Origin of the sequence: Brevibacterium sp. FAM 27836 (assembly GCF_051351055.1) — a bacterium.
Lineage (GTDB): Bacteria > Actinomycetota > Actinomycetes > Actinomycetales > Brevibacteriaceae > Brevibacterium.
On sequence record NZ_CP195711.1, the window covers coordinates 2536012 to 2549159 of the forward strand.

The 13148-nt window shown below is 66.3% G+C and carries 12 protein-coding genes; 9 read left to right on the forward strand and 3 right to left on the reverse strand.

Translation table 11 applies throughout. The annotated features are described in order from the left end of the window. Positions 1-92 precede the first annotated feature (92 nt). Both ACSE4D_RS11300 and ACSE4D_RS11305 read left to right on the forward strand, forming a co-directional pair. Entirely contained in the window at positions 93-1181 is a 1089-nt protein-coding gene (locus ACSE4D_RS11300) for an MsnO8 family LLM class oxidoreductase (RefSeq protein ID WP_436325964.1), read from the forward strand. A gap of 470 nt (positions 1182-1651) precedes the next feature. Further along, positions 1652-2743 carry an NlpC/P60 family protein gene (locus ACSE4D_RS11305; protein ID WP_436325965.1) on the forward strand — a complete coding sequence of 364 codons (1092 nt, stop codon included), beginning with the start codon at positions 1652-1654 and terminating at the stop codon, positions 2741-2743. Positions 2744-2785: 42 nt separating this feature from the next. On the opposite strand, the gene ACSE4D_RS11310 is transcribed toward ACSE4D_RS11305, so the two are convergent. Next, positions 2786-2971: a hypothetical protein gene (locus tag ACSE4D_RS11310; protein ID WP_436325966.1), complete on the reverse strand. Its 186-nt coding sequence runs from the start codon at positions 2969-2971 to the stop codon at positions 2786-2788. Positions 2972-3012: 41 nt separating this feature from the next. Next, positions 3013-6072, reverse strand: a complete 3060-nt coding sequence (gene pepN / locus ACSE4D_RS11315; protein ID WP_436325967.1) for an aminopeptidase N — start codon at positions 6070-6072, stop codon at positions 3013-3015. An 85-nt stretch (positions 6073-6157) separates the two neighbouring features. Here pepN and ACSE4D_RS11320 point away from each other — a divergent pair, with 85 nt between their 5' ends. Next, on the forward strand, positions 6158-7309 hold the full coding sequence (locus ACSE4D_RS11320) for an FUSC family protein (RefSeq protein WP_135539233.1): 1152 nt from the start codon (positions 6158-6160) through the stop codon (positions 7307-7309). 77 nt (positions 7310-7386) lie between these two features. Here ACSE4D_RS11320 and ACSE4D_RS11325 read toward each other — a convergent pair whose 3' ends face one another. Beyond that, positions 7387-8130 carry a helix-turn-helix domain-containing protein gene (locus ACSE4D_RS11325; RefSeq protein WP_240689714.1) on the reverse strand — a complete coding sequence of 248 codons (744 nt, stop codon included), beginning with the start codon at positions 8128-8130 and terminating at the stop codon, positions 7387-7389. Positions 8131-8196: 66 nt separating this feature from the next. Here ACSE4D_RS11325 and ACSE4D_RS11330 point away from each other — a divergent pair, with 66 nt between their 5' ends. The 6 genes from ACSE4D_RS11330 (at position 8197) to ACSE4D_RS11355 (ending at position 13118) form a co-directional block, all read left to right on the forward strand. Further along, entirely contained in the window at positions 8197-9114 is a 918-nt protein-coding gene (locus ACSE4D_RS11330; RefSeq protein WP_135539231.1) for an AzlC family ABC transporter permease, read from the forward strand. Between the two features lie 159 nt (positions 9115-9273). Next, positions 9274-9585, forward strand: coding sequence for an AzlD domain-containing protein (locus tag ACSE4D_RS11335; RefSeq protein ID WP_436325968.1), 312 nt, complete (start codon positions 9274-9276; stop codon positions 9583-9585). Positions 9586-9769: 184 nt separating this feature from the next. Beyond that, positions 9770-10081, forward strand: a complete 312-nt coding sequence (locus ACSE4D_RS11340; RefSeq protein ID WP_092010787.1) for a DUF2516 family protein — start codon at positions 9770-9772, stop codon at positions 10079-10081. A gap of 13 nt (positions 10082-10094) precedes the next feature. Beyond that, entirely contained in the window at positions 10095-10904 is an 810-nt protein-coding gene (locus ACSE4D_RS11345; protein WP_135539227.1) for an alpha/beta fold hydrolase, read from the forward strand. Positions 10905-10938: 34 nt separating this feature from the next. Further along, positions 10939-12414: a glycosyltransferase gene (locus ACSE4D_RS11350; protein ID WP_436325969.1), complete on the forward strand. Its 1476-nt coding sequence runs from the start codon at positions 10939-10941 to the stop codon at positions 12412-12414. A gap of 50 nt (positions 12415-12464) precedes the next feature. Further along, the gene (locus ACSE4D_RS11355; RefSeq protein WP_135539225.1) at positions 12465-13118 is read left to right on the forward strand and encodes a YbjN domain-containing protein; all 654 of its coding nucleotides are present in this window, start codon (positions 12465-12467) and stop codon (positions 13116-13118) included. The last annotated feature ends 30 nt before the right edge of the window (positions 13119-13148 follow it).

The window sequence follows — 13148 nt, forward strand, 5'->3', positions numbered from 1 at the left end:
TCCGCTCGACCACTCGAGTGCTCGTCCGCGCAGCCGATGTGTGCTCCTGCCCACGAGCGGAATGAACCCGCAGCGGACACTGTTGCTTCGATATGAAGCTTTCCATCCTTGACCTCATCCCTGTTCGCACGGGGCAGACCACCGCAGACTCATTTGCCGCGTCGAAGCAGATCATCGAAACTGCCGACAGGCTCGGGTTCACCCGCTACTGGGTTGCCGAGCATCACAACATGCCATCCATCGCATCGACGATGCCCGGGCCCGAGCTCATGTATCTCGGTCAGGGAACCGAACGCATCCGCCTCGGATCCGGCGGAGTCATGCTTCCCAACCACGCGCCCCTGGCCGTGGCTGAACTCTTTGCTCTGCTTTCCGCGGTCTACGGCGATCGTATCGACCTGGGAATCGGCCGGGCGCCCGGCACCGACCCGGTCACTTCTGCGGCAATGCGCGGCCACCTCGGTGAAGGGCGAATGGTCGACCGTGAGGGCAACACCATCGATCCGGTGCAGCAGTTCCCTCAGCACGTCATCGATACCCTCAGCCTGATGCAGCCTGATGGGATGCGAGTTCCGCTGCACGGCGGACGCGAACATGTGCTCAAAGCAACCCCCGCCGCGGTGCCCGGCACCCAGCCGCTGCCGTGGCTGCTCGGCTCCTCCGGGTACTCGGCTCGACTGGCCGCCGAACTCGGCATGCCCTACGTCTTCGCCAACCACTTCGCCTCCGGAGCAACGACCGGCATGAAGATCTACCGCGACAACTTCACCCCCGGCAGCTACGGAGACCAGCCGCAGACCTTCGTCACCGCCAACGTCGTCGTCGCGCCCACCGAGGAAGAAGCCCAGTTGCGCTCGGAGCCTTTCCTGCTCCAGATGTCGCGCCTGCGCACCGGAGGGCCCATGGAGAAACTGCACTTGGCAGGCGACGACGTCCGGTCGGTCATGACCGACCGTGAGCGGATGGTCGGTGAAGAACTGTCGACCAACTGGATCATCGGTGACCCGAAATCTGCAGCCGCGCAGCTCGAGGAACTCGCCGCGCGCTTCGAAGTCGACGAAATCATGATCCAGCCGATCGCTGGAGCAATGGAAGGCGAAGACGTGCGCGAAGATCCCGGTCGAATCCAGACGATCGAGCTCCTTGCCGCAGAACTGCTCGGCACAGCAGCCGAAACCTGATTCCAGGACGAAACGGATGCAGCCTGAGGTTTTTCGCCGGTCGGCTCACGTCCCTCACGTCCGATGCTCTGTGCCGGTCGGCTCACCTCGCTCGCCCCCAATGCCTTGCGCCCGACGGCTGATGCCTGGCCCCTGAAACTGGTGGCCTTGTATTGACCGGAGCAGATCCTCCTCAGCAGCTCGATCCGGTGGTATCCGGTGATTCGATGCGGGGCAGAAGTCTCGGCTCCGCATCGATTCGAGCAAGTGGGCTTCAAACCGCAGGCCGATCGCGTTATCCTGTCACAGTGTCATGAATGCTGGCCGTCATCAGACTGTCAGTAGAATTGCCACCGTGCTGTGACTCGAAGCCAGTGCGATCACCCTCTTGAGGGAGACCGTGCCGGCAGCGAAAGCAGTACGCCGAGGGCGCTCGCGCAACTTCGGAGACTTCCCCCACGCGGGCCTGCAGCCCGCAGACCGAAAGAGAAATGATGCGTACCAAAATTGCTGTTTCGGCAGCACTTGGGGTCGGACTGGTTTTCGGCGCCGGTGCTCCCGCACTGTCGAGTAATCTGTCCTCGGCCGACGCCGCGAAATCATCAGGCATCTCGGCTGATGTCGTTCCCGGCCAGGAACTCGAACCGATCACCGACGGAAAGATCGAAAAAGGCGAAACGGCCTACGTCGATGTCACTGTGGCGACACTGTGGACCGACCCGAAGGCACCGCGCAAAGTGGACAAGCCTGCCCTCAGCCATCCGGTCGACCTCAAGAAGTGGAACAAGAACCTCAAATCCACCGAGGTGCGGCGTGGCCTGACAGGCAAGACCGAGACGCAGGCAACCTACGGTTCGGAAGTCACCGTTCTCGACATCAAGGGCAGCTGGGCCAAGGTCAGCGTCAAGGACCAGAAGACCCCGAAGAACAAGAAGGGATACCCCGGCTGGCTGCCGACGAAGCAACTGGTCGAGAACGACCGCTTCGGAAAGCTCCGCGATGCGCAGCCCCGCGCCGTTGTGACCACGCCCAAGAGCGAACTCGAAGGCATTGAGTTCACCAAGGACGCCGGAGCCGACGTCAGCTTCAACGTCGACCTGCCGCTCATCGCCCAAGACGTCGACGATGTTCGTGTCGCTCTCCCCGGGGGAGGGGCTGCCTGGATCGATATCGACGATGTTGACGTCTACGACGTCGGTGAGAAGCCTGAGAAGCCCAGCGGCAAAGACCTCGTGAAGACCGCGAAGCAGTTCGACGGCCTCCGCTACCTGTGGGCCGGAGTCTCCGCATACGGATTCGACTGCTCAGGATTCACCTACTCGATCTACAAAGCCCACGGCATCGACCTGCCTCGCGACTCGGGAGACCAGGCGAAGGCCGGCAAGGCCGTGTCGTCGTCGAACCTCAAGGCCGGAGACCTGCTCTTCTTCTCGACTCCTACGGGAACCGTCCACCACGTCGGCATGTACGTCGGCGACGGCAAGATGATCCACTCGCCGAACGCGTCGAAGGACGTCTACGTCACCGATTGGAAGAAGTGGGATACGGGCAACGAATTCTCCGGAGCCCGCAGGATCCTCTGACCCCGAAGCCAGCAGCCGGACGGTTCGGTGCTGCTGACAGACTCACAGATGGCCGGTGCCCCGCGATGGGGCACCGGCCATCTGCGTCCACGTCGAGTGCACCGGTCTGCTGCGCAGGAAGCGCGCGGAGCTGGTCTGCAGCGAACGCGCGCGGAACGGGAGCACTTCCAACGCACGGATGTCATCGACGGTGGAGAGCGAACGGCCGCCTCGGCGAGAAAGCTGCACGAGCGATATCGGTAATCCGCGGCCCGCAGCGGACCCGTGGATCAGTGACGGGAACTCTGCGTCGACTTGAGGAAGACCGCGCGGGCGAGGTCGTCGCGGCGTTCGATGACCAGGCGGCGCAGAGCCGCGGGGGCACCCGGGTTGGCCGCCAGCCAGGCATCGGTCTTCTCTACGACGGCTTCCTCGTCGACCGACCACTTCGGGTAGAGACCGAGCACCAGGCGCCGAGCGATCTCGATCGAATTGTTCGTCCAGAAGCCGAGCAGACCCGCGAAATACGCGTCGACATAGCCCTCGATGAGCGGCAGCGCGCTCGGTGCGACGAACCCGGAGATGATGGCCGAAAGCACGTCATTGCTCAGCGCACCCGCCTCGCGGATGGCCTCCCAAGCGCGGATCTTGACGATCGGCAGAGGCAGCGCAGCACTGGCCGTCTCGGCATGGAGCCGGCCCGAAGAGCTCGGATCCGACTGGTTCTCCCGCGCGATGTCCGTCTGATCCGCCCAACCGAGGCATACGAGCGCCGTGAGAGCATTCCACCGCAGCGCATGATCGTTGACGAGACCGCGGAACGGCAGCGTCGCCGTCGAATGCACGGCGCCGCCGGAACTGCCGGCACCACCGGAACCGCCAGCACCACCGGCACCACCGGCGAAACCAACGTCACCAGAATCACCAACGCCACGAACATCGCCATCAGCCTGGCCCGGAGCCTCCGGGTACATGCGGTCGATCTCCTCGCCGACGGGGACGGCGAGGATCTGACTGGCGAATCCGCGTCCCATGGCCACGGCCGAACTGTCGCTCGCGCAACGCGCCGTCCGCGAGGTCAACGCCAGCACGAGGTTCGCCAAATGCAGCTGAGCATCGGAACCGGCCTTCGCCGCGGCCAGAGCATCGAGCGCCGCTCCCAGCAGGCCGGTGATCGCGGCATCGAAATTCCGATCCGCCACCCACTGATCGATGCAGGTCAGAGCCGTCTGACTGAGCCCGGCCATGATCCCCGCATGGCTCTCCTTGCCGAGGCTGCGAGCATAGGCCTTGAGGTACTTCTGCACCGGCATGAGCCCATCGCGGACCGCATTGTCCAAAGCCGACCACACGAGAGCCCGCGACAGGGGATCGGTGATCCGTGACGCCGAGGTGACCGCCGCCTCCGTCGACTCTGGATCCAGGCGCACACGCGCATAGTCGAGATCGTTGTAGTTGAGCAGAGTGATCACACCGGCGCTGCGCCCGATGAGCGGCTCAACCTCGGCGGATTCCGTGGAGAACTCGAACCGGAACGTATCGAGCGGAACGATCTCCCGCCCCGACCGACCGAGCGTGGCGATCTCGAACGTATGCGGGCGCAGCAGCGCCGCACCCTCGGCCGAATCGGCCTGAGTGATGATCGCACCCGTGATCGTCTCCGACCCAGACCTTCGCCGAGGCGGCTCGACCGTGGACGCGGACGCCGAGTCAACGCCGGCACCGGCAGACCCGGAATCGTTCTCGACCGAACTCGCACCGGCTTGGCCGGCACCGGCATCGCCGGGGCCGCGCAGCCGGGCCCCCGTGCTCGAGGACACTCGCATTCGGGACCCCGTGCCATACGCATCAGCCCCCGCGCCGTTCGCGTCAGGCCGGGTTCCCACTCCTGCCGAGGAATCACCGGCCGACGACGCATCGGACGTGGTCAGCTGCAGGGACAGCTCGGACACCCCGGACGTGCCCAGCCACGCGCCCGCCCAGTTGGCGATGTCACGGTCGGGAGCCGCCTCGGCGAGGCATTCGAGGAAGTCCGCGAGCTCGGTGTTGCCGTACTCGAACCGCTTGAAGTACAAGCGGGATCCGGCGAAGAACGCCTCCCGGCCGACGAACGCAACGAGCTGCTTGAGCACGGACGCGCCCTTGGCATAGGTGATGCCGTCGAAGTTGAGCTTCGCGGCCTCGACATCGGGGATGTCGGCGACGATCGGGTGCGTTGTCGGGTAGAGGTCCTGCGTGTACGCCCACGCCTTGCGCCGCAGGGCGAAGGTCACCCAGCCGTCGGTGAAGCGCGTGGCCTCGGCGAGTGCCAGTCCGCCCATATAGTCGGCGAACGACTCCTTGAGCCAGAGGTCGTCCCACCATTTCATCGTCACGAGATCGCCGAACCACATGTGCGCCATCTCGTGGAGGATGACGTTCGCGCGCGATTCGTATTGGGCGTCGGTGACCTTGTCGCGGAAGATCAGGCTGTCGGTGAACGTCACCAGTCCCGGATTCTCCATCGCCCCGAGGTTGTACTCGGGGACGAAGATCTGATCGTACTTGCCCCACGGGTAGGGGTAGTCGAATTCGGAGGTGAAGAAGTTCAGGCCGGACTTCGTGATCGAGAAGATGTCGTCGGCATCGAGATGATCGACGAGGCTGGCCCGCGTCCACGCGCCCAGCTGCACCGTCTGCCCGGTGCGCGGATCCTTCCATTCGTCCCGCGCGCCCTCGTACGGGCCCGCGGTGATGCAGGTGATGTAGCTCGACTGCGGGAGAGTCGGCTCGAAATGGTGGGTGACGACTCCCGCCGAGGTGGAGTCACCGGTCTGTCCCGTGCGCGGTCCCGGCCCCGGTTCCGTGCTCGCCTCGCCGCGGTTCGACAGGACCTGGAAATGGGCGGGCGCGGTCACGGAGAAGATGAACTCGGCTTTGAGGTCGGGCTGATCGAAGTTCGCGAACACTCGCCGGGCATCGGTGGGCTCGTACTGCGTATAGAGGTAGACCTTGCCGTCGGCAGGATCGGTGAAGCGATGCAGTCCCTCGCCCGAAGTCGAATAGCGAGCCTGCGCCTCGATGGTCAGGCTGTTGCGGCCGGCGCGGACGGGGAACGTGACACGAGCACCGTCGAACACCTCGGCGGGAGGGAGCATCTCACCATTGATCTGCACAGAGGTGACGGAATCGGCGATGAGGTCGATGAATGTCGAATCGACGAAACGAGCGGTGAAATCGACGACGGTGCGGGAGAGGTAGGTCTGGTCATCGGTCTCGGCGTTGCTGACATCGATGTGAACGGTGTAGGTATCGACTTCGAGCAGCTGTGTCCGATTCTGCGCTTCGTTTCGGGTGAGATTCGTTGTCATTCAATAGCCTCCTCGGCGGACAGACTTTAGCATGCCATATTTCCGGTACTCTGAGTACAGCACCGGCGAATGGCAGAGGGGACTGATGGCAGAGATTCGGGTCGGCGGACTGCCTCGGCGAGGGTTCGACGTCGTCTCCCATCGCCTGCGTCTGGGTCTCAAGCGCGTGTGGGTGAACTCCGGTCAGCTGATCCAGATCCCCATCGCCGCGACCGCCGCCTACACCTTCTGCGTCTATGTGCTCGGCCACCCGTACCCGTTCCTCGCCGCGGTCGCCTCCGCTGTCGGAATCGGCCCCGTCGCTGACCGCCGCCTGCGACGCGCCTTGGAGATCGGCATCGGCGCCACCTTCGGTGTGCTCGTGGGAGAGATGCTCGTCAACCTCTACGGTTCCGGCATCTGGCAGCTCGCGCTGACCCTGGTCATCGGGCTGGTCATCGGCACGATCCTCAACTCCGGCGGCATCTTCATCACCCAGATCGCCGTCCAATCCGTCTACGTCGTCGTGGTTCCGGCCACCGCCACGTCCATGCCGTTCCCTCGCACCCTTGATGCTCTGACGGGGTCGGTGTGCGCGATCCTGCTCGCCTTCCTCATCCCGCGCGACGCGAGGAAGGTCCCCAGGCGTCTGGCCGCGGACATGCTCGAGGAGATCGACGACGTCCTCACGATGATGAAACGCGCACTCCAGGACGCCGACACCTCCATGGCCGGCCGCGCCCTCGAACGTGCCCGCGAAACCCAGAACATCATCGACTCCTGGGGGTCATCGCTGCGGATCTCCCGCGAAGCCGCGAAGATCAACGCCCGCGCGCGCCGGCACGCCGCCGAGGTGACCCGACTCGCCCGCGCCCATACCTTCTCCGACCGCGCGATGCGCACCATGCGCGTGATCGCCCGCCGCGTTGTCGGCATCACCGAGCTCGGCGTCGACAAACCCGTCATCGCCGTTTACGTCGGTTCCTTGGCCGAAGGGGCCAAGAAGCTCGAGATCGCGCTGCGGCGCGGCACCGATCGCTCCCTCGCCGAGGCGGCCCTGTCCGAAGCGGCGGGCGCCCTGGATCCGCGTGCGAACTCCGATTGGGACATCCACGACGAATCCCTCGTCCTGCTCCTGCGCACCGTCGCCGTCGACCTGCTCCAAGCGGCCGGGCTGACTCGAGACGAGGCCCAGTCGCGGCTGCCGCCGCTGGACGATACGGCCGCCGAGGCCGACGAAGGCCCGATCGTCGAGTAGAAGGCGCACGTGCCTCGGCGACGGGTCGTCAGGGGGCGCCGGAAATCCGAGCCGGGCTCGGCCTGCGGTCCGATCCCTCAGGTGCTTTCGACGACGAAGACGGCGTTCGTGCCGGGTGCGAGTGCCGTGAAGCGATGCGGCTGGTCTCCGGGATGGGTGAGATAGTCGCCGACGCCGAGTTCGAAAGACTGCCCGAGCACCTCGATGCGCGCTGCCCCGTTGCCGAGGATGACGTGCTCGATCGTTCCCTGCGGGTGCGGTTGAGACTCCCTCGGCTCGCCGGGTTCGGCCTGGATGAAGTAGATGTCGCGTCGGGAGTGCGCCGGAGACGGTGACAGCAGCGTGGCCACATAGTTCGCCGTCGTCGACGGCAGGCTGGGCATTTCGCCGACGTGCTGCAGGGCCACTTCGTGCGGGGGCGGGTCGAGCAGGCGGGCCAAGGGGATGTCGAGTGCGGCAGCCAGCGCCCACATGGTCTCCAAGCTCGGATTGCCGGTACCGGTTTCGAGCCCGGACATCGTCGACTTGCCGATCCCCGCCCGCCGTGCGACCTCCGAAAGCGACAGCCCGGCACGAACGCGTTCGCGCTTGAGCGCGGCCGCGATCTGCTCACTCGGCGACAGTCCGGGTGCGGGATCTGCCGACCGACCGGCCGGCAGACCGGCCGACGCATCCTGCACATCGGCCTGCCCGTCGGCAGGCAGATCGGCCTGCGCACCGGCCGACGCATCCGGCAGATCCGCCGGAGCATCGGCCGACGGACGGGTCGACACATCGGCCGAGAGATCATCGGGCGTGGAGTCGTGGCGTCGAGAACTCATACGTTCACTATAGCGGCAAGCTCGTTCGGGTTGACGAACAACAGCACGGAGTGCACTGTATAGAACATGGGTTCATTATTTCGTACGGCTGAGCGGGCGCTTCCGCGGACTCGGAATCGGTTCGGAGCGCGCCGCGTCGAGCGGACGCTTCCGGGTTCGATTTATCGGGCCGTCGCCATCGTCACCGTCACGATCATCGCGGTTGCGTTGTCGTACGGCGCGATCTCTGCGGTCTCCGGGTTCGCGTGGTGGCAGACTCTTCTGCTGGCGATGTTCGCCCTCGGCGGTGCCGCGGAATTCACCTTCGTCGGCGTCATCGCCGCTGGCGGTGCGCCGATCCTCGCGGTCCTCGCCGGGCTGCTCGTCAACACCCGCAACTTCGCCTTCGGCGTCGCCGTCGGACCCTATTTCCCGCAGGATTGGCGCGCCCTCATCGCCTCCCACTGGATCAATGACGAGTCGACCGCGATCTCGCGCACCGGGAGAAACGACCGTGCGAAATGGCATGCCTTCCTTCTCATGGGCGCCTCGATCGCTCTCATGTGGCCCAGCGGTGCCATGGTCGGGCAGTGGCTCGGCAACGTCATCGACGCCGATCTGCTCGGCCTCGACGCCGCATTCCCGATCATCCTCTTCTGCCTCATCCGCGGAGACCTGAAGAACCGCGCGACGCTGTCACTGACTCTCGTCGGCATCCTCGTCGCGGTCTGTCTGACCCCGGTGCTGCCGCTCGGCCTGGGCGCGGTGACCTCGCTGTCCGTGTTCGTGCTCGTCGCGGCCGGTTGGGCCGTGCGTTCGACGCTGCGTCGCCGTCGTGAGACACAACATGCGCGCGATGGTGACCGCAATGGGGCAGAGCGTTCCGCTGTTCGGCAGGATCCGTCCCAACCCACCACCAGCACCGCCGGCCCCGGAACCGATCGGCCCAGCACCGTCAGCCGCGGAACCGACCAGTCCAGCACTGCAGGGGAGGACCGCCGATGAACGCTGGAGACTTCCTCATCGCTCTGGCGGCGCTGAGCATCGGAACCTACCTCATGCGGTTTGCCGGGGTGAAACTCGGCGCGGCCATCGCCACGAAGGGTCGCCGCCGCACTCCGGTGACCGCCTCGGTGGGAGCGGAGAGGGATCCGACTGGTGCGGATGCACCTGCCGCCGGTGGTGGAGACTCCGCCACCGCTGCCGGAGGCGCGGGCCCTGCCGCTGTCGAGAACGCCGCCCCCCGCCGACTCGACCGAACGGGTGACCAAGTGGATGGATCGGGCCACGGTCGTGCTCATCGGCGCCGTCTTCGCGACCACCGCGATCTTCGACGGCAAGGACATCGCCGACCCGGCCCGGCTCATCGGTGTCGGGGTCGGTGTGTTCGCCGCAATCGTGCGCGTGCCGATGCTGCTCGCCGTCGCCATCGGCATGGCCGTGTGCGCGGTCATCCGCATGACCGGCGTCCTCTGAGGCTGTCTGCCCCGCTGTCCACCTGTGCCTCAGCCCCGTCGGTCAGCTCGAGGCGGCCCAGATGCGGCCCTGCTGCCCATCGACGCGCAGTCGCGCTGAGAGACCGGTGGGACGCGGGTGGGCACTCGCCGAGGATTCGCCTCCGGGGCCTGACCTCGACGAGTGCGATTGCTAGGCTGTGGGGATGGAATACATCGCGGGCTTTCAGCGTCTCGTCTTTCTCGCTCTGACGGTGGCCGCATTCGTCGTCCAACTGTGGGCGTTCATCGACTGCCTCCGCTTCAAGGATGAGAACTACCGCGCCGTGGACAAGCAGAGCAAGAAGTTCTGGGTCATCCTCCTCGGCGTCGGACTCGCGCTCGCCCTCATCGCACTCCCGCCGATGGGCATGAGCATGATCTTCCTCAACATCATCGCCCTCGTGGCCGGCATCGTGTACCTCACCGATGTGCGTCCGAAGGTCCGCGCCGTCGACCCGCGTTACCGCAACCGCTGAGCCCCCGCATCGCATGAGCCCAGACCTCAACCTTCCGGGTCCCGAATCCGGCTACATCGCCACGTTCGGATCCGGCGAACCGCGCACCCTGTTCGGCCACGGATTCGCCGGCGCGATCCGCGACACCCGTCCTTTCGGCACCGGTATCAGCGGCACCCGCCACTTCCTCCACCTGCCCGGACACGGCGGCCGTCCCTCACCCGGTCCCGGGTGGACCTACCCGCAGATCGGCAGGGTCCTCGCCGAAGCCGTGGAGACCACCTCGGCGAGCCGCGCCCTGGGCGTGTCGATGTCCGCCGGGGGTCTGCTCCACCTGCTGAGCACCGCCCACCCAACCGTGCGCGGCCTCGAGAAGGTCGCTCTCGTCCTCCCCGCCTCGTTCACCGGATTCCCCGCCGAGGTGGCCACCGCCAACCGCTCCTACCTGGAGCAATTGCGCGGCTTGGTCGCCGACGAGGACATCGACGGCATCGTCGATCTCATGCTCTCCCGCGAACCCGCCGAGGTGGCCCAGATGCTTCCCGCCCGGGCGTGGACGAAGGCGAAGGCCGAGAACCTCATCGGCACCGACATGTCCGACGGCCTCGGACTCGCCCTCGAAACGGCCGTCGACGACACAGCCGAGGCCGCCGAGAACCTGCGGGCCTTCCCCGGCGAGATCCTGATCCTCACCCACGAAGACGATTCCGCTCATCCGGTCGCCATCGCCGAGGCGATCCATCGTGCGATCCCGAACTCCCGCCTCGAGGTGCTGCCGGCCGGTTCGATCCTGTGGCGCGGGCGTCACGAGGTGCGGCGCATCCTCGGCGAATTCTTCGGATAGTCACCAGACCGAGGTCGTTGGCTAGACTGTCTCCGTGCGCATCTGTGTCCTCTCCCTCCACACCTCTCCCGCGGCCCAACCGGGCCAGGGTGACGCCGGTGGAATGAACGTCTACGTCGACCAGACGGTGCGCGCGCTCTCCGCCGCCGGTCACCGTGTCGACGTGTTCACCGCCGACCCGGGCGGACTCGACGGCACGGGCGCGGGTGATGCAGCCGGCACCGTGGGAGAGCGGATGGAACTCTCCGAATCCATCACCATCCACCATCTTTCCGTCGGCGCGACGACGAAGGACGAGCTCGCCGATGCCATTGACGAACTCGCGCAGCTGCTCATCGACCATCCGGATTTTCGCGCCGCGGAGTTCGTGTGGGCCCACTATTGGATCTCCGCCGAGGCGGCCCTGCGCACCCGTGAGATCGCCGGTGAGGTCGCAGACGAGATTGCAGGTGGGGCCACAGGTGGGACTGCAGGTGGAGCCCCCATCGCGGTGAGCATGCACACGATCGGCGCGGTGAAGAACCGCGACTCCGAAACCAGCCACGAACGGCCCCAGCGGCTGGAAGCCGAAGAGCGGATCGCCGCGGAGGCGGACCTGCTCGTCGCCGCGACACCCGTTGAACGCCGTGACCTCATCACCGAACTGCGCGCCGAGCCGGACACCGTGGTCGTCGCCCGTCCCGGCGTCGACCATGCCCTCTATGTACCCGGAGCGAAATCGGCGGCCCGCGAACGACTCGGCTTCTCCGACGACGAAGCCATCGTCCTCTACGTCGGGCGGATGCAGTTCATCAAGGGCACCGATGTCGCCGTCGACGCCCTGGCCGACCTGCGCGAACGGGACCCGCACCTGGCCGCGCGGACCCGCGGAATCCTCCTCGGCGCGGTCTCCGGGATCGACACCGGACGTACGGCGCAGATCTCGTCAGTGCACCCTGCGATGTCGCAGCCCGCGACGACGATCTCAACAGCGCAACCCGCGAAGCCGCAGCCCGCGATGCCGCAGCCCGCGGCGCCGCGGGCCGGCGGTGCGTCCTCGTCGTACCTGCGAGGGCTGAACTCGGCGATCGCCTCCGAGCCCAGCGTCGAAGTCCGCCCGCCCGTGCCCTCGCACATCCTCGTCGACTACTACCGGGCCGCCGATGTGCTCATCGTGCCCTCTCGCAGCGAGTCGTTCGGACTCGTTGCCGCGGAAGCGGCGGCGTCGGGACTGCCGGCGATCGCCTCGGCGGTGGGAGGACTGCCCGAAATCGTCGAACACGGCCATTCGGGGCTGCTCATCGCCGACCACAACCCGCACCACTGGGCGACGGCGATCGAAACCCTGCTGCGCGATGCGGATCTGCGCACCGAACTCGCCGGCCACGCCACGGCGCGCGCCGAACGCTTCGACTGGTCCCGCACCGTCGCGGCCGTCCTCGACGCACTGCCCGAATCGACCGGTCGCTCCAGCCGATCCGAGCTGCCCGAAGCGGCATCACGGCGGTCGGAAGCCCTCGGAGCGTGCTGAAGGACTAGAGTCGGCGGTGAGCATGAAGGCCGAGCGAAAGGCGTGAGAGCATGAGCACCGACACCGAGGCGATCCTGGAAGGTGTGCGCACCTGGGCCGAGGCCAACGATGTTCCCGTCGACTCGGTGGAGGACGCGGAGATCGTCGTGACCCTGCCGGGGGAGAAGAAGCTCAAGACGAACGTCGCGATCAGCGTCTTCGCCCGCACCGCTCACCTGCAGGCCTTCGTCATCCGCCACCCCGATGAGAACCCGGCCGCATTCAACCGGTGGCTGCTGCAGAAGAACCTCAGGCCCGGACCGGTGGCCTTCGCGATCGACAGCCTCGGCGATGTGTATCTGCGGGCGAGCGTGCCCAGGGACCATCTGCTCGACGAGCTCGACACGCTGCTCGCCGCGATGCTCTCGACGGCGGATTCCTCATTCAACGAACTCCTCCTCATCGGCTTCATCACCGGGATGAAGAAGGAATGGGCGTGGCGGGTCAGCCGCGGAGAATCGACGCGGAATCTCGCCGCGTTCGAGAAGGTGCTCAGCGGAGAGGACAATGAATTCCTCGGCACCTTCGACGATTCTCAGACGCAGCTGCCCGAGACGACGGCGATCGCCGGCAGCCCGCGGACCACGAGCGAAGACGGCGCGGATGAGCAGAGCGCGGAGTCGAGCGGGGAATCCGATAGGGCGCAGGACGAGCACGGACGCTGACGGCGAGAGCGGCCAGGCCCGATCCGAACC